Here is a 19502-nt window from a genome sequence, read left to right on the forward strand (position 1 = left end):
GAATCCGGCACCTGGGGACGGGCATGGCCATTGCAAGGCCCGCCCGTCGGCGGCGATCGTTCGCCACCAGGGACTGCTATTCTCCCCCACGCCCATGAAATCGACCCTGACCCGAACCTTCCTGCGCGGCCTGATCACCTTCCTGCCGGCGGCCCTCACGCTGTACGCGCTGTACCTGCTGGTGGCGTGGACCGAATCGCTGGCGCGCGCGCTCATCAGCCCCTTCGTCGGCGACTTCTACCTGCCGGGCCTGGGCATCGTCATCGTGGCGGCGCTGATCTTCGGCCTGGGCGTGCTGGTGTCGCGCCCCGAGGTCGCGCGCGTGCTCTCGGTGGCGGAGCTGCCCTTCACCAACCTGCCGGTGGTCAAGAGCATCTACTCCTCGCTGAAAAACTTCGCCGACTACTTTGCCCCGCACGACAAGGACCACCCGCAGCAGCAGGTGGTGTTGCTGCGCGCACCGGGCGGCGAGATGTCCATCGTCGGCCTGGTGACGCGGCAGAACTTCAGTGGCCTGCCCGGCGCGCTCGGTGAACTCGATCAGGTCGCCGTCTACCTGCCCATGGGCTACATGATCGGCGGGTACACGGTGTTCGTGCCGCGCAACTGGGTCACGCCAGTCGAGATGTCGGTGGAGGAGGCCATGCGCTCGTCGCTGATCGCCTGGATGGCCTCGGCCCGCGACAACGGCCGCGAGCCCGCACCCAATGCCCCGCCCCCACCGGGGCGCGAACCCTACTGAAGCGAGGCGGCGCGCGGAACTCGCCGGAGACCAGCGCTTCGAAACCGCCATGGCCAGCCCCGCCCGCACCCGCCGCTCCCTGCTGCTCGGCAGCGCCGCGCTGATCGCCGCCCCTGGCTGGCTGAGCCCGGCCATCGCGCAAGGCGGCCTGCGGCCAACCCCTCGCCAGACCGAGGGCCCCTTCTACCCCGTGGCCTTGCCCGCCGACACCGACGCCGATCTGCTGCGCAACGGCCAGGCGCGCTATGGCAAGGGCCAGGCCGCCTGGGTCGAGGGGACGGTGGTCGATCTGGACGGCCGGCCCCTGCAGGGCGCGGTGGTGGAGATCTGGCAGTGTGACGCGGACGGCCACTACCACCACCCCGGCGACGGCGACCGCGCCGATCCGGCCTTCCAGGGTTTCGGTCGCGCGGCGCTGGACCGCGAGGGCCGCTACCGCTTCCGCACCCTGCGCCCCGTGCCGTACACCGGGCGCACGCCGCACATCCATGTGAAGGTGAAACTCGATCGCCTGGAGCTGCTCACCACCCAGCTCTACGTGCAGGGCGACCCCGGCAACCCGCGCGACGGCCTCTGGCGCCGGCTGGACGAGGCCGGCCGCGCGGCGCTCACGCGGCCGTTCACGCCCGACGGCGATGGCGTGAAGGCCACATTCCCCATCGTCGTCCAGGCCTGATGCAGCGCCGATAGCATCGGCGTCCACCATGGATTCACTCACCCAGATAGCGCTCGGCTCCGCCGTCACCATGGCCGTCATGGGCCGGCGCACCGCCGCCTGGAAGCCCGCCCTGTGGGGCGCCATCGCCGGCACCCTGCCCGACCTGGACGCCTTCATCGACCACGGCGACGCCGTGCTCAACATGGTGCTGCACCGGGGCGAATCGCACGCGCTGTTCTACCTCACGCTGCTTGCGCCGCTGCTGGCCTGGGGGGTGTCGCGCCTGCACGGCGAGGGCGCGCTGTTTCGGCGCTGGTGGCTGGCGCTGTGGCTGGCCCTGGTCACGCACCCGCTGCTGGACACCATGACGGTCTACGGCACGCAGCTGCTGCTGCCCTTCAGCAACCACCCCTTCGGCGTGGGCAGCGTGTTCATCATCGACCCGGCCTACACGCTGCCCCTGATCGTGGGCGTGCTGTGGGCGCTGTCGGCGCCACGCACCGGGCTCAGGGCCAACGCCATCGGGCTGCTGCTGAGCAGCGCCTACCTGGCGTGGAGCGTGGCGGCGCAGCACCACGTGGCCCAGGTCGCGCGCGACTCGCTGCGCCAGCAGGGCATCGCGGCCGATCGCCTGCTGGTGACGCCGGCGCCCTTCAACACCGTGCTCTGGCGGGTGGTCGCCATGGGCCCCACGCAGTACGCCGAAGGCCACTACTCGCTGTTCGACGACGGCAGCACGATCGACTGGCGCCGCTACACCCGCGGCGCCGCGCTGGCCGAGCGCCACGCCAGCGTCGACGGCCTGCGGCGCATGGCCGCGTTCACCCACGGCTTCTTCCGCGTCCTGGAAGACGGCGGCCGGCTCTACGTCACCGACCTGCGCATGGGACAGGAGCCGCACTACACCTTCCACTTCGACCTCGGCACCGAAGCCGAGCGGGCGAACGGGCCGCGCGCCTCGCGCCTGGAGGGCATGCGCATCGACGTGGCGCAGGGCCTGGACTGGTTGTGGCGCCGTCTGTGGGGCGAGCGGGTGGCGCCACCGGGGCTGCGGGCCCAGGCCGACTGAACGCCGGCTACAGCAGCCACTCGATGGGCAGCAGCGACAACAGGCCGATCCAGGCGCTGCGCCCCAGCCCGACGCCGGGCTCGCGGGTGTGGCGGATCTCGCGCCCGCCGTCGCCGCGCTCGATCCAGACCAGGCCGCCCTGCCCGTCCAGACGCACCGCGTAGGCGGCGGCCGGGATCTCGCGCTCGAACGCGCGCTCCACCGCCTGGGCCATGGCCGGGCTGTCGATGATGAAACCGAGTTCGGTGTTGAGCCGCACCGAGCGTGGATCGAAGTTCATGGAACCCACGAACACGCGCTGGCCGTCGATGGCGAAGGTCTTGGCGTGCAGGCTGGAGCCCGAGCTGCCCATCAGGCCGGAGCGCCCGGGCACCGTGGCGCCGCGCCGCATTTCATACAGCTGCACGCCCGCGCGCAGCAGCGCCTGGCGGTGGCGCGCATAGCCCGAGTGCACCGCGGACACGTCGGTGGCCTCCAGCGCATTCGTGAGGATGCGCACGCGCACGCCGCTGGCGGCCAGCCGGGCGAACACCTCCACGCCCGCGTCGGTGGGCACGAAGTACGGCGACACCAGGTCCAGCGAGGCCCGCGGCGGGCGCGCCAGGATGCGGCGCAGCTGGTGGGCCAGCAGGTCCTGGTCGCGCGCCTGCCCCAGGCCTTTGCGCGGGTCGTCGCTGACCATCTCCACCTTGGCCCACAAGGGCTCCAGGGTGCCCGCCAGCAGATCGGGCAGGAAGCGCGACGCGCGCAAGGCCTCGGAGAAGCGCGCCGCGCGCGGATCCTGGCGCGCCAGCGCCTCGCTGTCCGGACGCGCGTCGGCCGCGCGGGCAGCGGGCACGATGCGATCGATGGGGTAGGACGAACCGCTGGCCCAGTAGCGGTCGAAGTCCGCCGACAGGTCGGGCAGCACCGCGCCGGTGGCCAGCACGTCGAGGTCGGCGAAGAGCACGCCGTCGGTGGCGCCGAAGTACTCGTCGCCCACGTTGCGCCCGCCGATGATGGCCGCCTGGTTGTCGGCGATCAGCGCCTTGTTGTGCATGCGCCGGTTGGCGCGCGAGAAGTGCGTGAGGTAGCCCAGGGCCTTGGGGTGGCGCACCGAAAACGGGTTGAACAGCCGCACCTCGATGCCGGGTTGGGCGTCGAGCGCGAGCAGCGTGGCGTCCATGGACTGGCCGTTGTCGTCCAGCAGCAGGCGCACGCGCACGCCGCGCGCGGCCGCCTGGCGCAGCTCGTCCAGCAGGGCGTGGCCGGTGATGTCGTCGCGCCAGATGTAGTACTGCACGTCCAGCGTGCGCTCGGCGGCGCGCGCCAGCAGCATCCGCGCCGCGAAGGACTCCAGCGCGTCCCCCAGCGGCAGGATGCCGGACTGCCCCGGGTGGGCCGCCGCCTGCGGCGCCAGGGCGCGGCCCAGCGCGGTGCCGGCCGCTTCGGCCGGCGCCAGGGCATGGGATTCGGTTCGCCCGTCCAGCGGGGGCAGTGCGCAGGCCGGCAGCAGGACGGACAACATGGCGATCAGGCCGGCGGTGGCGGCGCGGCGCAGGCGGGCGGGGCCAGGTGTCGCACGCACGTCGCTCAGATCAGCAGCAGCGCGATGGCGATGATGGCCACGCCGATGACCAGGTTGACCAGCACCCATTGGCGGATCGAGGCCATCGCCGCGCCGGCGGCCGGCCAGTCGCTGGCCGCCACGGCGCGCGACAGGCGCTTGAACAGGGCGAAACGGATGTGGCCGAAGATGGCGATCATCAGGATGCCCAGTGCGCCCATGAGGGTCCAGTCCAGCGGCATGGCGAAGTTCACGCCCGCCTGCACCGACTCCTTGGCCACGCGGCCGATCATCCACAGGCCGGTGACCAGCGCCAGCAGCGCGGCCACCAGCACGCCCCGGAAGAAACGCTGCATCACCGCGTGCAGCAGGCGCAGGCGCTCGGGCGGCGGCAGCACCGTCACGGAAGGCCGCAGGCAGATATGCGCGAAGGCCATGCCGCCGACCCAGAAGACGATGGCGAGCACGTGGAGGAGTTTGAGGACGGCGTAGAACATGGCGATCGGGTGGGGAGGGGAAGAAGACGGCCGGCGGAGCGCCCGGGGCATCGTAGCAAAGGGCGTTCGGGGCAGCGGCCCGGTCCCGGGTCGGTGATATCGTGCGCAGCGCCGCCACAACCCCTACCGACCAGGAGACCCCAGCGAATGCCATCGATCAGTCCCCTGTTGCGCAGGGCCATGGCCTTGCTCGCCCTTGGAAGCCTGGCCGCCTGCGGCGGCAATTCCTCTCCCTCACCCGTCCCGCCCCCAGCGCCCGCCCCCCCGCCCGCACCAGCGACCACGCTCAGCCTCAGCGTGTCGCAGCTGGCCCTGGCGGCGTCGGGCCAAGCGCGAACCCTCACCGTCACCAACACCGGCGCCCATACCGCGCTGGACCTGGCCCTGAACGCCACGGGCCTGCCCGCCGGCACCAGCCCGATCTCGACCTGCGGCGCCACGCTGGCCGCGGGCGCGAGCTGCGCCGTCACGGTCACGCCGGGCGCCACGGCCACGGCCACACCGGGCAATGCCGCGCCCACGTCCGCCGTGCTCGAGGTGGAGGGCAGCAACACCAACAGCGTGAACGCGGCGCTCCAGGTGATCACCTTTGGCAGCTGGTACCAAGGCGGCTGGGTGTTCGACGTTGACGACACCACCGTCGTCAGCGGCAGCGTCGGCGGCAAGGTGGCCGCGACCAGCGACGCCACGCCGGCCGGCGACTGGGGCCCTGCCAGCCTCACGGGCGCCGGCAGCCTGACCGACGGCGCCAGCAACACGAACCAGATCGTCACTGCCCTGGGCGCCACCCCGTCCGCCGCAGGCCGTTGCCAGGCCAGCGCGGCGGGCGGGTTCAGCGACTGGTACCTGCCCGCCCTCTGCGAACTGGGCTACACCTTCGGTGGCGGCGCCTGCGGCACGTCGGCGGCACCGCTGCTCGCGGGCAACATGCAGAGCCGCCTGAAGGAGAACGGCGACATCGGCGGCATCGCCGACAGCTGGTACTGGAGCTCCACCGAGGCCGCGGTCTCGCCCATCACCTCGGCGCACCTGCACCGTTTCGACCCCACGCTGACGCAGCAGGCCATCGTCAACAAGTCCAACGTCTACCCGGTCCGCTGCGCCCGCGCCCTCACCCCCTGAGCGGCCTCACACGTCGGCCGTCACCCCCGCCTGCCGCCGCTGCAGGCGGTAGGGTGGCAGGCCCTGCAGCATGCGCCGGCCATAGCCCTGGCGCAGCAGGCGGGCGTCGTAGCAGACCACGGTGGCCTCGTCGGTCTCGGTGCGCAGCGCGCGCCCGGTCCACTGCAGCAGGCGCGCGCCGGTGGCGGGCACCACGAGTTCGCTGAACGGGTCGCGGCCCTGGCTCTTGAGCCATTCGGCGCGCGCCTGGCCCACCGGGTCGCTGGGTGAGGCGAAGGGCAGCTTGGTGATGAACACCCATTCGCACAACTCGCCCGGCAGGTCCAGGCCTTCGCCGAAGGACTGCAGGCCGAACAGGATGGAGGCCTCGCCCTCGCCCACGCGCTGCGCGTGCCGCTTGAGCAGCACCGTGCGCGAGGCCTCGCCCTGCGCCAGCACGCGCTCGCGCAGGCGCGCGTGCTCGCCGCGTTCCAGCAGTTGCTGGGCCGATCGCATCTGCGCGCGCGAGGTGAACAGCACCAGCGCGCCGCGCCGGACCTCGCGCAGGTCGGCCAGCAGCAGGTCCAGCATCTCGCGCGTGTAGCCGTCCACGTCCTTGGGGTCGGCGCGGGTCTGTACCACGACCAGGCGGCCTTGCCTGGCGTGGTCGAAGGGGCTTTGCACCTCGCGCGTGGCCACGGCGGTGTCCCAGGCCAGGCCGGCCTCGTGCAGGAAGTGGTCGAAGCCGCCGCAGGTGACCAGCGAGGCCGAGGTGACCACCGCGCCGCGCACCTGGCGCCACAGGTGGCCGCTGAGCAGGCTGCCCGGTTGCAAGGGACAGGCGTGCGCGCTCATGGCCACCATGCCGCGCTCCACGCGGGCCTCGATCCACTTGGCCTGCGGCGGCGCGCCCTCGCTGGCCAGCAGCAGCCACTGGCTGGTGGTGTCGTGCAGGCTTTGCAGACGCGGCGCGAAGCGGCCGATGCGCGCGTAGTGCTCGGCGCAACGCGCGGCCTCGCCAGGGTTGTCGCGCGCGTTGGCGCGCAGCTGCGTGGCCAGGGCCTCGGCCAGCTTGAGCAGGCGCTGGGCGTGCCCCTGCAGCTGGGCCAGGGGCTCGGCCCAGCCGGCCGGCAGGGCACCCGCGTCCAGGCGGTGCACCAGCGGCGGCGCCTCGGCCGGGTGTTCGCGCACGGCCGGGCCGAGCAGGTCCATGCCCAGGCGCGCCAGGTCGGCCAGCGCGGCCTTGGCGCCGCGCGTGGCCTCGGCAAGGTCCAGGTCGTGGCGGTGCGCGATGGCCCGCGCGACCTCCTCGAAGGCCTTGGGCAGCGGGTCGAGCCAGCCGGCGCGCATCAGGTCCATCTGCGACGTGAACTGGCCCTGGGCCACCGAGGGCAGGTGGTGCGCCTCGTCCAGCACCAGGTAGCAGTCGGCTGGCGCCGGCAAGGCGTGCAGGCCCAGGGTGGACAGCAGCAGGTCGTGGTTGACCACGATCACCTGCGCCTGCGCCAGCCGGTTGCGCGACTGGTAGTAGCTGCAGCTGTTGTAGGCCGGGCAGTGGCGCGCGGTGCAGGTGTGGCGCTCGGCCGCCACGGGCGCCCAGAGGGCGGCCTCGGGGGGGTCGTCGAGGCGGTCGCGGTCGCCGTTCCAGTCGCCCTGGTCGAGCGCGATGGTCCACTGCGCGTACTGGCGCGCGCGCTGCGCCCAGTCGTCTTTCGCGGCGCTGCCGGCCGGGCCGGCGCCTTCCTCGCCGAACAGGTCGGCGTCCTGCGGATCGCCGCCGGCCAGCTGGTCCAGCTTGAGCCGGCAGACGTAGCGCCCGCGCCCCTTGGCCAGCGCGTAGGCAAACGGCTGGGGCAGCAACGCGGCCAGCGCGGGCAGGTCCTTGTTGACGAGCTGTTCCTGCAGCGCCACGGTGGCTGTGCTGATGAGCACGCGCTTTTGCTGCGCCAGCGCCAGCGGGATGACCGTGGCCGCGTAGGCGGCCGACTTGCCCACGCCGGTGCCGGCCTGCACCACGGCGATGCCGCGCTCGGGCGCGCCGGCCTCGCCCGAGACGCTGTCGTCGCCCAGCTTCACGCCGGCCAGGGTTTCGGCGATGAAGGCGGCCATCTCGCGCTGCCCGGGGCGCGCCCGGAAGCCCGGCGCGTGCGAGACCACGTGGTCGAATGCGGCCAGGGCGATCGCCTCGCGCGCCAGCGCCCCCTGGGGGGCGTTCGCTGGGTCGTCGCGGTGCTCGGCATTGATCATGGAGCCGGGCATTGTCGCCGAGCCCGGGAATGGCCCCGGATTCATGTTGCGGTGCAACAATGGGCCATGACCAAGCCAGCCGTTCCCGCCAACAAAACCCCGATCGACCTCGCGCTGCAAGGCGGCGGCTCGCACGGCGCCTTCACCTGGGGCGTGCTGGACCGCCTGCTGGAGGATCCCTCCCTGCGCCTCACCGGCATCAGCGGCACCAGCGCGGGCGCCATGAACGCCGTCGCCCTGGCCAGCGGGCTGATGGAAGGCGGGCGCGACGGCGCGCGCGCCGCGCTGCGGCGGTTCTGGACGCGCGTGGGCGAGATCAACCCCTTCGGCGGCCTGGAGTCCGCGCCGGTGGCGCCCTGGCTGGACCCGGACAGCCCCTGGGCCGCGCCCTGGCTGGGGCCGGTGCGCTCCTACGCGCAGTGGCTCAGCACGCAGGCCTCGCCCTACCAGCTCAACCCGCTCAACCTCAACCCGCTGCGCGACATCCTGCGCGACACGGTGGATTTCGACCGCGTGCGCGCCTGCCACCGCACCCAGCTCTTCATCGCCGCCACGCGGGTGAAGACCGGCGAGCTGCGCATCTTTCGCCAGCACGAGCTCTCGGCCGACGTGATCCTGGCCTCGGCCTGCCTGCCGCTGCTGTTCCAGGCGGTGGAGATCGACGGCGAGGCCTACTGGGACGGCGGCTACGCCGGCAACCCCTCGCTGCTGCCGCTGCTGGAGAGCCCGGGCGATGACCTGCTGCTGGTGCAGATCAACCCCGCCGCGCGCGAGGCGCTGCCGGTGCGCGCGAGCGAGATCCTGGACCGCATCAACGAGGTCACCTTCAACGCCAGCCTGATCAAGGAGCTGCGCAGCATCGCCCTGCTCAAAGAGTTGCTGGCCGCCGAGGGCTGGGTCGCGCGGCAGTTGCGCAGCCCCGTGTTCCGCCGCATCGCCGCGCTGCGGCTGCACCGGGTGGATGGCGGCGCCGAACTGGCCGCCCTGGGCGCGGGCAGCAAGACGCGCACCGATCCGGCCTTCCTCGAGCGCCTGTTCCAGCAGGGCCGCGGCACGGCCGAGGCCTGGCTGGCGCGGCACCGCGCCGACCTGGGCGTGCGCGGCACGCTGGCGCTGGAGACGGACGCGGGCGGCGGCACGGGCTGAGCGGCCGTCCCCAGCGCGGGGTGGCGCGATCACCGGCGGGCTGCTAATGTGCCCGCCCAATGAGCGAACACCCGCCCGTTCCGAGCACCGGACAGCGCCTGCACGCGCTGGACAACCTGCGCGCCCTGCTCATGTGGCTGGGCATCGTGCTGCACGTCGAGGCCATCTACGCCACCCAGCACCTGCCCAACGCCTGGCGCGACGAGCAGCGCACCCTGGTGGCCGACGTGGTGGTGTCGTCCATTCACGCCTTTCGCATGCCGGCCTTCTTCATCCTGGGCGGTTTCTTCGCGGCGCTGCTGGCGCGCTCGCGCGGCCCCGACGGCCTGCTGCGCCACCGCCTGCTGCGCCTGGGCCTGCCCTTCGCGCTCTTCTGGCCCCCGCTCTGGCTGGCCTCGGGCCTGGCGGCGCTGTTCTTCATGAACCGCATGGTGCTGCACCGCTGGGGGCTGGACCCCGGCGTGCTGCCCGAGCTGCCCATCCTGGGCGGCCCCAACACCATCCACCTGTGGTTCCTGTGGATGCTGCTGTGGCTGTGCGTCTTCACCGCCGCGCTGTGGCGCCTGCCGCGCGCCTGGTTCGCGCCGGCCGAGGCGGCGCTGGCCTGGCTGGCGCGCCAGCCCTGGGCCTGCTTGGCGCTGGCGCTGCCGCTGCTGCTGGCCAGCGCGGCCTACCCGAACGCTGTCCTGCAGCCCGCCGGCGCCTTCCTGCCCGAGTGGAACGAATGGCTCTACTACGGCAGCTTCTTCGTCTTCGGGCTGATGCTGCACGGGCGGCAGGCCGAGCTGTTCGCGCGGTTCCAGCGCCACTGGGCGGGCTACGCGGTGGCGGGCCTGGCCTGCTACCTCATCGCCTTTGCCGTGGCGCTGCGCCAGGGCCCGGCACTGCTGATCGGGTACAGCTACCACTGCATCGCCTGGCTCTGGAGCTTCGCCGCCATCGGCCTGGCCCTGCGCTGGCTGTCCTCGCGCCAGGCGGTGCTGGGCTACCTCGCGGACAGCGCCTACTGGGTCTACCTGGTGCACTACCCGCTCACCATCCTGTTCGGCGCCCTACTGTTCGAGCAGCCCCTGCCCGCCGCGGCCAAGATCGCGCTCAACATCACCGCCACCACACTGGTCTGCCTGGGCAGCTATGCGCTGTTCGTGCGCCACGGCGGGATCAGCCAGCTGCTCAACGGCAAGCGCCACCCGCGGCGCCCGCGCGGGCCCGCGCGCGAACCGGCCTGAACCCATGCGCATTTCGGCGTCGCTCACCCACGCACCGGGCCAGCACCAGGTGGTTCTGCGCACGGGCGACGCCGAGCACACGCTGGCCGTCGCGGCCAAGGCCGCGGGCGGCGGCTCGGCCACCAACGGCGGCGAGTTCCTCATGCTCGCCCTGGCCACCTGCTACTGCAACGACCTGTACCGCGAGGCCGCGCGCCTGGGCGTGGTGCTGGAGCGGGTGGAGGTGCAGGCCGAGGCCGAGTTCGCCGGCATCGGCCTGGCCGCGCGCGACGTGCGCTACCGGGCGCGGGTACAGTCGCCCGCGCCACCGGACACCATTGCCCGGCTGCTGCGCGAAACCGATGCGGTGGCGGAGGTGCACAACACGCTGCGGCAAGGGGTGCCCGTCCAGCGGATCGACGGCGGCCCCACCTGACACGACCCTTTCCATGACCCATTCCATCGAACACCAGGAAGCCGGCAGCACCGGCGCCTTCTTCATCCCGCAAGGCGGCGAGCGCCTCGCCGAGATGACCTACAGCCGCACCAACCCCACGCTGATCATCATCGACCACACCCACGTCGACGAGCGCCTCAAGGGCCAGGGCGCGGGGCGCCAGCTGCTCGACGCGCTGGTGGCCTGGGCGCGCGAGACCAAGACCCGGGTCGTGGCGCTGTGCCCCTTCGCCAAGGCCCAGTTCGACAAGGACCCGTCGATCCGCGACGTGCTGGTCTGAGCCCGCTCAGAGGCTGCTCATCAGCCCGCGCACCAGCTCGCTCACGCCGTCCCACACGATCTGCACGCCCAGGCACAGCAGGATGAAGGCCGACAGGCGCAGGAAGATGATCGCGCCGGCCTCCCCCAGCGGCCGCAGCAGGTGCTCGGCGTAGCGGAACGCCAGGTACAGCAGCAGGCCGATGACCAGCAGCGCGAGCACGCCGCCGCCGATGTTGGCCAGCGCCAGGCCCACGCGGTCGTTGCTCAGCGACACCCCCACGGTGATGGCCGCGGCGATGGAGCCCGGGCCGCAGCTGATCGGAAAGGTCAGCGGGTAGAAGGCCTGGCGGCGCGCCATCTCGGGCGTGAAGGCGTCGGCCAGTTCGGTGCGGCTGTCCGCCGTGGACTGCGTGGCGGTGAGCAGGCGCCAGGCGGTGGCCGCCAGGATCAGCCCCCCGCCCACGCGCACGATGGGCAGCGAGATGCCGAAGAAGGCCAGCACGTGCGAGCCCACCAGCATGCTGCCCACCATGAGCGCGAACATGTTGCGCGCGATCTTGCGCGCCAGCATGGCGCGCGTGCGCTCGGACGCGCCCTCGGTGAGGCCGAGGAAGATCGGCGCCGTGGCCGCCGGGTTGAGGATGGGCAGCAGCGCGGCGAAGACGAACAGGAAGCTCTTGCCGAACGCCAGGCTCAGTTCGAAGCTCATGGCCCCCTCTTCCCGTCGCCGCCCTGGGGCGGCTCCACCATCTCCCGCATGCGCCGGCGCAGCGCGCGCTCGCGGCGGTTCTCCTCGGCCCAGTCGTCGCGCACGCCGCGCCACAGCGCCACGGCCATCAGCACGATCACCACCGCGAACGGCACCGCGAACACGATGGTGGCCGTCTGCACGGCCTTGAGCCCACCGGCCAGCAGCAGCGAAATCGCGATGCCCGAGATCAGCGCGCCCCAGATCAGTTTGACCCGCGCGCGCGGGTTCTCGTCGCCGCCCGTGCTCATCATGCTCAGCACCAGCGTGGCCGAATCGCCCGAGGTGACGAAGAACACGACCACCAGCACGGTGGCCGCCACGCTCATGACGCCGCCCAGCGGCAAGGCCTCGAACATCGCGAACAGCGCCGTGGACACATCGGCGTTCACCGCCTCGGACAAGGGAACGCCGCGCATCACCTCGAGCGTGAGCGCCGTGCCACCGAACACCGAGAACCACAGGAAGCCGGCCAGCGTGGGCGCCAACACCGTGCCGAGCACGAACTCGCGCACGCTGCGCCCGCGCGAGACGCGCGCGATGAACAGGCCCACGAAGGGCGACCAGCTCACCCACCAGGCCCAATAGAAGATCGTCCAGCCGCCCACCCAGCCGCTGTCGCGGAACGGGGTCATGCGCAGGCTCATGCGCACGAACTCGCTCACGTAGCTGCCCAGCGTGGTGGTGAAGGTATCGATGATCGCCACCGTGGGGCCGAGCACGAAGAGCGTGAGCGCCAGCAGCGCCGCCAGCAGCAGGTTGGCGTTGGACAGCCACTTGATGCCCCGCCCCACGCCCGACACCGACGAGCCCACGAACAGCACCGTGGTGACGGCGATGATGCCGACCTGCCAGGCCGGGCCCACCGGCACGCCGGCCAGCGCGGCCAGGCCGCTGTTGATCTGCAGGGCCCCCATGCCGAGCGAGGCGGCCACGCCGAAGGCGGTGGCGATGACGGCCAGCACATTGACCAGCGGCCCCAGGTGCCGGGCAAAACCCCAGGGCAGCGACTCGATCGCCGTGCTCACCTGCGCCGAGCCGCCCTTGCGGAATTGGAAGAAGGCGATGGCCAGCGCCACCACGCTGTACACAGCCCAGGGGTGCAGGCCCCAGTGGAAGAAGCTGTAGCGCATGGCGGCGTTGGCGGCCTCGGGCGTCTGGGGCGCGATGCCGGGCGGCGGGTTGCCGTAGTGCGAGATCGGCTCGGCCACGCCCCAGAACACCAGGCCGATGCCCATGCCGGCGGCGAACAGCATGGCGAACCAGGAGCCGAGCGAGAACTCGGGCTCCTCGTCCTCGCCGCCGAGCTTGAGGTCGCCGTAGCGGCTGAACGCGAGCACCAGGGCCATGACCACGAGGCCGAGCACCACCCACAGGTACAGCCAGCCGAAATCGCGCGTGATGACGGCCAGCAGCGTGTCGAACACCGAGCCCAGCGAGGCCGGTGAGAGCACGCCCCAGAGCACGATGGCCAGGATCAGTCCGACCGAGACGATGAGTTGCATGGGGTCTTCTCCTCCAGATCGATGCCACACCATACACGCCCGGCCCGCTGGAAAACTCTTTTCCAGGCGACCCGCGCCGCGCCACCGGGACGATTCTGGCGGTCCAATCCCGCATCGGCCAGGCCGCGGCGCCGGCCCCTGCGAATCAGACCCGAGGAGAAACGGTGAAGGAACTGCAAGACGCCCAGCGCGCGGGCGCGACGATCGACGTGGACGTGCTCATCGCGGGCGCCGGCCCCTGCGGCCTCATGCTCGCCAACGAACTGGGCCTGCGCGGCATCCGCTGCCTGGTGGTGGACCCGAAGGCGACCACGGCCTTCAACCCGCAGGCCAATGCCACGCAGGCGCGCACCATGGAGCACTTCCGGCGCATCGGCATCGCGCAGGAGATCCGCGCCATGGGCCTGCCGGGCGACCACCCGACCGACATCGCCTACTTCACGCGATTCGCCACGCACGAGCTGGCGCGGCTTCGCCTGCCCACGGCGGCGCAGGCCAGCGAGCACGTGCGCGGCCTGCGCGGGGCCTGGAACGCGGCCGAGCTGCCGCACCGCGTGTCGCAGAAGTTCGTGGAAGCGGTGCTGCGCCGCCACGCCGAGGCGCGCACCGGCCGGCCCGTGGGCTTTGGCTGGCGGCTGGTGGACTTCGAGCAGGACGCCGAGGGCGTGAACGCGCGCGTGGCCCCGGCCGACGGCAGCGGCGCCGCCGTGGCCGTGCGCGCGCGCTACCTGGTGGGCGCCGACGGCGCGCGCAGCGTGGTGCGCCAGGCCCTGGGCATCGCCTACGGCGGCGCCACCGGTGTGCAGCGCGAGTTCATGGGCGGGCGCATGTTCGCGGTCTACCTGCGCGCGCCCACGTTCTACGAGCAGTTGCCGCACGACGTGGCCTGGATGTACGTGAGCGTGAACCACGAGCGGCGCGTCTTCATGGCCTCGGTGGACGGCCAGGGCGAGTTCGCCTTCCACGCGGCCGTGCACGCACACGAAGACCCGTCGGACTGGACGCACGAGGACGCGAAGCGCCTGTTCGCGCAGGCCAGCGGCATGGACTTGCCCGTCGAGGTGCTGTCCACCGGCACCTGGATCGCGGGCCACTCGCTGGTGGCCGATCGGTACCAGCAGGGCCGCGTGTTCCTGGCCGGCGACGCGGTGCACCTGTTCACGCCCACCGGTGGCCTGGGCTACAACACCGCCGTGGGCGACGCGGTGAACCTGGGCTGGAAGCTGGCATCGGTGCTGAAAGGGCTCTCGGCCCCCGCGCTGCTGGACAGCTACGAGACCGAGCGCCGCCCCATCGGCCTGCGCAACACGAACTACGCGCGCGGCTTCGCCGATTCCATCGGCCTGTTCCAGACCACGGCCGCACTCGAGGCCACCGGTGCCGAGGGCGAGGCCCTGCGCGAACACGCCAGCGCCGTGCTCAACGAGCACGTGCGGCGCGAGTTCAACATCCCCGGCGTGACCTTCGGCGAGCGCTGCGACGGCTCGCCCCTGGTCTTCAGCGACCCCGGCCGCATCCCGCCCGACGCGGCCAACCACTACGAGCCCACCAACAACCCCGGGGGCCGCCTGCCGCACGCCTGGCTGGGCGGCGAGCGCTCGCTGTTCGACGAGCTGGGGTTCGAGTGGACCGTGCTCGCGCCACCCGCGCTGTGGGCCGAGGGACAGGCAATGGCCGAGGCCGGACGGGCGCGCGGCCTGGACGTGGCGCTGCGCTGCCCCTCGGAGCCCGAGGCCGCGCCCGTGCTGGACGGGCAACTGCTGCTGGTGCGGCCCGATCAGGTGGTGGCCTGGCGCGGCCGCGAGGCGACCGAGGCGGTGGCGGTGTGGCGCCGCGTGGCCTGCACGGACTGAGCCGTTCGGGGGCGCGGCCTCAAGCGCCCTCGCGCCCGCCCCGCCGCTGCCAGTCGTCCCACACCGGCACCAGCGCCACCACCGTGAGCGCCACCGCCAGCGGCACCGTGAAGCCGTAGCCCAGGCGCTTGAAGCCGTAGGCGCCCACCACCCCGCCGCCCACGAAGGCGCCCAGCAGGCCGCCCAGCACGCGCATGCGGTCGCGGTCGGCGCGCACCACGGGCTGGGCCCCTTCGGCGCGGTTCCAGTACAGCAGCTTGCCGAGCTCGATGCCCAGGTCGGTCACCACGCCGGTCATGTGCGTGGTGCGGATGACCGCGTTCGACAGCTTGGTCACCACCGCGTTCTGCAGGCCCATGATGAAGCACAGCAGGGCCACGGTGGCCGGGATCAGCAGGCCCTCGAAGCGCGCGAGCCAGGCGCCCATCAGGCCAAAGCACAGGATGAGCAGGGCCTCCAGCAGCAGCGGCAAGGCGTACTCGCTGGCCATGGCGCGCCGGCGCGCGAAATTGACCATCACCGCGCAGCACATGGCGCCCAGCAGGAAAGCCAGCACCGCCGCCAGCGCCGAGGCCACCAGCGCGCCCTCGCCCAGCACCAGGTGGTCGGCCATGGACGAGACCAGCCCGGTCACGTGCGAGGTGTACTGCCGCACGGCCAAAAAGCCGCCCGCGTTGATGGCCCCGGCCACGAAGGCCAGCAGCAGCCCCACCTGGCGGTTGGCCGCCAGCGTGCGCTCGCGGCCGACGAGGAATCGCGCGTATTGGATGGGCATGGGAACACTCCGGGATCGCTGTCGTGGCCCCGATTGTCCCGCGCCCCCAGGCGCGCCTTCAGTTCTCGTGGACCAGGCGGTACAGACCGACGTCGACGCGCCCGGCCAGAAAGCCGGCCTCGCAGTAGCCGAGGTAGTACTCCCACAGCCGCTTGAAGCGCGCGTCGAAGCCCTGGGCCTCGATGGCCGGCCACTCGGCCTGGAAGCGCCGCCGCCAGTCGGCCAGCGTGCGCGCGTAGCTGTGGCCAAAGCGCAGCTCGGTGCTCAGGCGCAGCCCCGCCTGGCGCGCCTGCTGCGCCATGCGCTCGGGCGAAGGCAGCATGCCGCCGGGAAAGATGCAGCGCTGGATGAAGTCCGGGTTGTCGCGGTAGCCCTCGAAACGGCGCTCGTCGATGGTGATGGCCTGCAGCACGGCCACGCCAGCGGGCTTGAGCCGCTCGCGCAGCGTGGCGAAGTAGACCGGCCAATAGGCCTCGCCCACGGCCTCGATCATTTCGATGGAGACCACGCGGTCGTAGCGGCCCTCGACGTCGCGGTAGTCCTGCAGCCGCAGATCGACCCGATCGGCCACGCCCCAGGCAGCGGCGCGCTCGCGCGCGAAAGCCAACTGCTCGGTCGAGAGCGTGACGCCCACCACCTCGGCGCCGCGCCGCGCCAGCGTGGCGGCCAGCGTGCCCCAGCCGCAGCCGATCTCGAGCACGCGCTGGCCCGGTCGCACGTCCAGCAGCCCGAGGATGCGCTCCAGCCGGCGCGCCTGCGCGGCCTCCAGCGAGTCCGCCGGCCCGTCGTACAGCGCGCTCGAGTACAGCATGCTGCCGTCCAGCCAGCGCTCATAGAAGCGGTTGCCCAGGTCGTAGTGGGCGGCGATGTTGTGGCGGCTGCCGCGCCGCGTATTGGCGTTGAGGCGGTGCAGCAGCCGCGCGAGCCAGCGCGCCGGCGCGGGCGCGGAGATGGCGCCGTCCAGCGCGGCCTCGTTCGCCAGCCCGAAGGACAGCAGGGCCACCAGATCGGGGGTGCTCCAGTCGCCGTCGCGGTACGACCAGGCCAGGCCCAGGTCGCCCTGCTGCAGCAGGCGCAGCAAGGGGCGCCAGCGGTGCAGGCGCAGTTCCGCGCTCGGGCCGGGCGCGGCGCCCTGCGCCTGCAGGCGCGCGCCGTCGGGCAGGGTCAGGAGCAGACGGCCGGCGCGCACGCGCGACAGCAGCCGGCGCAGCGGCGCCTGGCGCAGGCCCGAGGCGTCGCCGCTCAGGGTGGCCGCCGGCGCCGCCGGCGCCGCATGGTGGGGGGCGGGCCGCAAGGAGGGGGTGTCGTGGGACATGGGTGCTCGCGTCAGGAGGAAGAGGAATCGCCGGAGCGCACGACGCTCATGGCCTGGGCCGGTGGGGCCGGGCGCGGCCGCAGCCGCGCGCCCTTGCGCCACAGGTGCAGCGCTTCCCAATGGATGCCGACGATCACCTTGAGCGTCAGCAGCGGGTAGGCGAAGAAGGTGCGCCACAGCGCGCCATCGCTGAGCGGCCGGCGCCGGGCGTCCAGCCGCGCGTGCAGCACGGCGGCGCCGCCGTCGCGGCGGTGCACGTCGACGCCAATGGACAGGCGCTCGCCCGGTGGCTCGATGCGGAAGCGGTACGCCAGGTCCATGTCCAGGAACGGCGACACGAACAGGCGCTTGTCGCAGCCTTGCTCGATCAGGCGCGCACCGCGCTGCGCCTCGGGCACCTCGATCAGGTAGCTGTGGCGTTCGCCGAAGGTGTTGTTGACCTCGTAGACGATGGCCTGCAGCCGGCCGTCCGGCGCATCGCAGAACCACACGCTCAGCGGGTTGAAGGCATAACCGAGCAGGCGCGGCAGGGCCAGCAGGCGAATGGCGCCACCCACCGGCAGGCCGGCCTCGCGCAGGCGCGCGTCCAGCTGGACGCGCAGACCCGCGGCGTCGTGGGCGCTGCCATCGCCATGGTCCGAGGGCCACAGGCTGAACAGGTTGAACCGCCCGACGGAAAACCAGCGCAGGCGCGCGTGCAGCGACGCCAGCTCATCGATATCGAGCAGCAGCGAGAACATGCGGTACGCCAGGCGGTGGCGCACCGGCCCTGGCCGCTGGTGTACCACCCGCCCGTCGTACAGCGCCGAGCGCCACGCCGGGGCCGGCGCGGCGGCGGTGGTGGGCGCTGGCGCCGGCCGCGGCGTCGTCACGCCAAGGCCCCGGGCAGGTGGATGCGCGCGGACTCGCCCTCCACGGTCCAGGGCCGGCGCACGCCGCCCAGCGCCTCGGCCACCGCGAGCCCGGCCTGCAGGCCATCTTCGTGAAAGCCCGAGCCGAAGTAGGCCCCGCAGAACCAGGTATTCCGCTCGCCCTGCAGCGACCAGAGCTCGCGCTGCGCCGCGATGGCCGCGGCGTCGAAGCTCGGGTGTTCGTAGACCTCGGTGCGGATCAGGTGCTCGCGCCGCGGCGCGGCCGCCGGGTTGAGGGAGACGAACAGCGGCGGCGCCTCCCGCCCCTGGGGCAGGTGAGGCTGCAGCCGGTTCATCCAGTACGTCACCGTCGGCGTGGCCTGGGCGCCGCGCTCGGCCAGGTAGTTCCAGCTCGACCAGACCGCGCGGCGGCGCGGCATCAGGGCGGGGTCGCTGTGCAGCACCGCGAGGTTGCGCGTGTAGCCGAAGGCGCCCAGCAGGCGGCGCTCGGCCTGCGTCGGCTCGGCCAGCAGGCGCAGCGACTGGTCCGCGTGGGTCGCCAGCACCACCTGGTCGAAGGCCGGCGTCCAGCCGCCGTCGCGCAGGCGCAGCCGCACGCCCGCGGGCCCGCGCTCGAGCGCGGTCACCGGCGCCTCGTGGTGGAGGTGGCCGTCGAAGTCGCTCACCAGGCGGCGCACGTACTCGCGGCTGCCGCCGTCGACGGTGCGCCAGACCGGCCGGCCCGACACCTGGAGCAGGCCGTGGTTCTCGCAGAAGCGCACGAAAGCGGCGACCGGGTACTGGCCGATGCGCTCGGCGGAACAGGACCAGATCGCCGCGCCCATGGGGTAGAGGTGGTCGTCGCGCAGGGCGCGGCCGTAGCCGCGGGCGTCCAGGTAGGCGTCCAGCGACAGCCCACCGCAGGCCGCCGCGTCGCGCGGGGCCTCGCGGTAGAAGCGCCAGAGCTCGGCCAGCATGCGCCAGAAGCGCGGGCGCAGCAGGTTGGCGCGCTGCGCGAACAGGCCGCCAAGGTCGGTGCCGGCGTACTCCAGGCCGCCCCGGTCCAGGCTCACCGCGAACGACATGTCCGAGGCGCGGGTCGGCACCCGCAGGTGGCGAAAGAGCGCCGTGAGGTTGGGGTAGGCGGGCTCGTTGTAGACGATGAAGCCGGTGTCCACCGGCACCTGCCGCGCGCCGCAGGGCGCGTCCACCGTGTGGCTGTGGCCGCCGCTGCGCGGCTCGGCCTCGAACAGCTCGACGGCGTGGCGGCGCGACAGCAGCCAGGCACAGGACAGGCCGGCGATGCCGCCGCCGACGACGGCGATGCGCAGGCGATCGCCGCCGGTCCGGGTGCGCGGTGGCGTATCGAGGTCGGGGGATCGGCTCATGGGGGCGGCTTTCGGTCGGTGAGGCCCTGCTTGTACGCAGGCCGGGCGGTTTTGGATTCCCCGCCGTGCCGTCCCGGACTGGGCGATGATCCAATCCCCCGCGCGCCGCGTAGAAGGGCCATGGGCCAACCGCGA

The 19502-nt window shown here is 72.7% G+C and carries 18 protein-coding genes; 9 read left to right on the plus strand and 9 right to left on the minus strand.

Features of this window, described 5'->3' with window-relative positions; translation table 11 throughout:
• Window positions 1–94 precede the first annotated feature (94 nt).
• From SOM08_RS19765 to SOM08_RS19775, 3 genes are read left to right on the plus strand one after another with little or no spacing between them, the layout of a single operon-like run.
• Window positions 95–742: a DUF502 domain-containing protein gene (locus SOM08_RS19765; protein ID WP_116960339.1), complete on the plus strand. Its 648-nt coding sequence runs from the start codon at window positions 95–97 to the stop codon at window positions 740–742.
• A 49-nt stretch (window positions 743–791) separates the two neighbouring features.
• Entirely contained in the window at window positions 792–1418 is a 627-nt protein-coding gene (locus tag SOM08_RS19770; protein ID WP_322469570.1) for a protocatechuate 3,4-dioxygenase, read from the plus strand.
• Between the two features lie 28 nt (window positions 1419–1446).
• Window positions 1447–2469, plus strand: coding sequence for a metal-dependent hydrolase (locus tag SOM08_RS19775; protein WP_116960337.1), 1023 nt, complete (start codon window positions 1447–1449; stop codon window positions 2467–2469).
• A 7-nt stretch (window positions 2470–2476) separates the two neighbouring features.
• On the opposite strand, the gene SOM08_RS19780 is transcribed toward SOM08_RS19775, so the two are convergent.
• Both SOM08_RS19780 and SOM08_RS19785 read right to left on the minus strand, forming a co-directional pair.
• Window positions 2477–3976: a phospholipase D family protein gene (locus SOM08_RS19780; RefSeq protein WP_181936548.1), complete on the minus strand. Its 1500-nt coding sequence runs from the start codon at window positions 3974–3976 to the stop codon at window positions 2477–2479.
• A gap of 65 nt (window positions 3977–4041) precedes the next feature.
• Entirely contained in the window at window positions 4042–4512 is a 471-nt protein-coding gene (locus tag SOM08_RS19785; RefSeq protein WP_322469571.1) for a CopD family protein, read from the minus strand.
• A gap of 297 nt (window positions 4513–4809) precedes the next feature.
• Here SOM08_RS19785 and SOM08_RS19790 point away from each other — a divergent pair, with 297 nt between their 5' ends.
• On the plus strand, window positions 4810–5634 hold the full coding sequence (locus SOM08_RS19790) for a hypothetical protein (RefSeq protein WP_116960335.1): 825 nt from the start codon (window positions 4810–4812) through the stop codon (window positions 5632–5634).
• 6 nt (window positions 5635–5640) lie between these two features.
• On the opposite strand, the gene dinG is transcribed toward SOM08_RS19790, so the two are convergent.
• On the minus strand, window positions 5641–7860 hold the full coding sequence (gene dinG / locus SOM08_RS19795) for an ATP-dependent DNA helicase DinG (protein ID WP_322469572.1): 2220 nt from the start codon (window positions 7858–7860) through the stop codon (window positions 5641–5643).
• A gap of 66 nt (window positions 7861–7926) precedes the next feature.
• On the opposite strand from dinG, the gene SOM08_RS19800 reads away from it, so the two are divergent.
• From SOM08_RS19800 to SOM08_RS19815, 4 genes are read left to right on the plus strand one after another with little or no spacing between them, the layout of a single operon-like run.
• The gene (locus SOM08_RS19800; protein WP_116960334.1) at window positions 7927–9006 is read left to right on the plus strand and encodes a patatin-like phospholipase family protein; all 1080 of its coding nucleotides are present in this window, start codon (window positions 7927–7929) and stop codon (window positions 9004–9006) included.
• Window positions 9007–9065: 59 nt separating this feature from the next.
• Window positions 9066–10235, plus strand: a complete 1170-nt coding sequence (locus tag SOM08_RS19805; protein ID WP_322469573.1) for an acyltransferase family protein — start codon at window positions 9066–9068, stop codon at window positions 10233–10235.
• A gap of 4 nt (window positions 10236–10239) precedes the next feature.
• Window positions 10240–10650: an OsmC family protein gene (locus SOM08_RS19810; RefSeq protein ID WP_322469574.1), complete on the plus strand. Its 411-nt coding sequence runs from the start codon at window positions 10240–10242 to the stop codon at window positions 10648–10650.
• Window positions 10651–10663: 13 nt separating this feature from the next.
• A complete protein-coding gene (locus SOM08_RS19815; RefSeq protein WP_116960331.1) occupies window positions 10664–10951 on the plus strand; it encodes a GNAT family N-acetyltransferase in 288 nt (95 codons plus the stop codon).
• Between the two features lie 6 nt (window positions 10952–10957).
• Here the strand turns inward: SOM08_RS19815 and SOM08_RS19820 are convergent, their stop codons facing one another.
• On the minus strand, window positions 10958–11641 hold the full coding sequence (locus SOM08_RS19820) for a MarC family protein (RefSeq protein WP_116960330.1): 684 nt from the start codon (window positions 11639–11641) through the stop codon (window positions 10958–10960).
• A complete protein-coding gene (locus tag SOM08_RS19825) occupies window positions 11638–13185 on the minus strand; it encodes a BCCT family transporter (RefSeq protein WP_116960329.1) in 1548 nt (515 codons plus the stop codon). The genes SOM08_RS19820 and SOM08_RS19825 overlap by 4 nt, the downstream gene beginning before the upstream one ends.
• A 164-nt stretch (window positions 13186–13349) precedes the next feature.
• On the opposite strand from SOM08_RS19825, the gene SOM08_RS19830 reads away from it, so the two are divergent.
• On the plus strand, window positions 13350–15038 hold the full coding sequence (locus tag SOM08_RS19830; protein ID WP_322469575.1) for an FAD-dependent oxidoreductase: 1689 nt from the start codon (window positions 13350–13352) through the stop codon (window positions 15036–15038).
• A gap of 19 nt (window positions 15039–15057) precedes the next feature.
• Here the strand turns inward: SOM08_RS19830 and SOM08_RS19835 are convergent, their stop codons facing one another.
• Genes SOM08_RS19835 through SOM08_RS19850 form a run of 4 tightly spaced genes read right to left on the minus strand, consistent with a single transcriptional unit; the run spans window position 15058 to window position 19367 of the window.
• Window positions 15058–15813 (minus strand): YoaK family protein, encoded by a 756-nt coding sequence (locus SOM08_RS19835; RefSeq protein ID WP_116960328.1) that lies wholly within the window; start codon window positions 15811–15813, stop codon window positions 15058–15060.
• 58 nt (window positions 15814–15871) lie between these two features.
• Window positions 15872–17128, minus strand: coding sequence for an SAM-dependent methyltransferase (locus SOM08_RS19840; protein WP_116960327.1), 1257 nt, complete (start codon window positions 17126–17128; stop codon window positions 15872–15874).
• Between the two features lie 11 nt (window positions 17129–17139).
• Window positions 17140–18000 carry a DUF1365 domain-containing protein gene (locus SOM08_RS19845; RefSeq protein WP_322469576.1) on the minus strand — a complete coding sequence of 287 codons (861 nt, stop codon included), beginning with the start codon at window positions 17998–18000 and terminating at the stop codon, window positions 17140–17142.
• Window positions 17997–19367 carry an NAD(P)/FAD-dependent oxidoreductase gene (locus SOM08_RS19850; RefSeq protein ID WP_116960325.1) on the minus strand — a complete coding sequence of 457 codons (1371 nt, stop codon included), beginning with the start codon at window positions 19365–19367 and terminating at the stop codon, window positions 17997–17999. Before SOM08_RS19850 ends, SOM08_RS19845 begins: the two co-directional genes overlap by 4 nt.
• Window positions 19368–19502 lie beyond the last annotated feature (135 nt).

The sequence above is a fragment of the Hydrogenophaga sp. SNF1 genome (genome assembly GCF_034421675.1).
Lineage (GTDB): Bacteria > Pseudomonadota > Gammaproteobacteria > Burkholderiales > Burkholderiaceae_C > Hydrogenophaga > Hydrogenophaga borbori.

Bases quoted from the DNA above. Each gene is read 5' to 3' on its own strand.
- SOM08_RS19765 (WP_116960339.1), top strand. From the start codon at position 95: ATGAAATCGACCCTGACCCGAACCTTCCTGCGCGGCCTGATCACCTTC.
- SOM08_RS19770 (WP_322469570.1), top strand. From the start codon at position 792: ATGGCCAGCCCCGCCCGCACCCGCCGCTCCCTGCTGCTCGGCAGCGCC.
- SOM08_RS19775 (WP_116960337.1), top strand. From the start codon at position 1,447: ATGGATTCACTCACCCAGATAGCGCTCGGCTCCGCCGTCACCATGGCC.
- SOM08_RS19780 (WP_181936548.1), bottom strand. From the start codon at position 3,976: ATGTTGTCCGTCCTGCTGCCGGCCTGCGCACTGCCCCCGCTGGACGGG.
- SOM08_RS19785 (WP_322469571.1), bottom strand. From the start codon at position 4,512: ATGTTCTACGCCGTCCTCAAACTCCTCCACGTGCTCGCCATCGTCTTC.
- dinG (WP_322469572.1), bottom strand. From the start codon at position 7,860: ATGATCAATGCCGAGCACCGCGACGACCCAGCGAACGCCCCCCAGGGG.
- SOM08_RS19800 (WP_116960334.1), top strand. From the start codon at position 7,927: ATGACCAAGCCAGCCGTTCCCGCCAACAAAACCCCGATCGACCTCGCG.
- SOM08_RS19805 (WP_322469573.1), top strand. From the start codon at position 9,066: ATGAGCGAACACCCGCCCGTTCCGAGCACCGGACAGCGCCTGCACGCG.
- SOM08_RS19810 (WP_322469574.1), top strand. From the start codon at position 10,240: ATGCGCATTTCGGCGTCGCTCACCCACGCACCGGGCCAGCACCAGGTG.
- SOM08_RS19815 (WP_116960331.1), top strand. From the start codon at position 10,664: ATGACCCATTCCATCGAACACCAGGAAGCCGGCAGCACCGGCGCCTTC.
- SOM08_RS19820 (WP_116960330.1), bottom strand. From the start codon at position 11,641: ATGAGCTTCGAACTGAGCCTGGCGTTCGGCAAGAGCTTCCTGTTCGTC.
- SOM08_RS19825 (WP_116960329.1), bottom strand. From the start codon at position 13,185: ATGCAACTCATCGTCTCGGTCGGACTGATCCTGGCCATCGTGCTCTGG.
- SOM08_RS19835 (WP_116960328.1), bottom strand. From the start codon at position 15,813: ATGCCCATCCAATACGCGCGATTCCTCGTCGGCCGCGAGCGCACGCTG.
- SOM08_RS19840 (WP_116960327.1), bottom strand. From the start codon at position 17,128: ATGTCCCACGACACCCCCTCCTTGCGGCCCGCCCCCCACCATGCGGCG.
- SOM08_RS19850 (WP_116960325.1), bottom strand. From the start codon at position 19,367: ATGAGCCGATCCCCCGACCTCGATACGCCACCGCGCACCCGGACCGGC.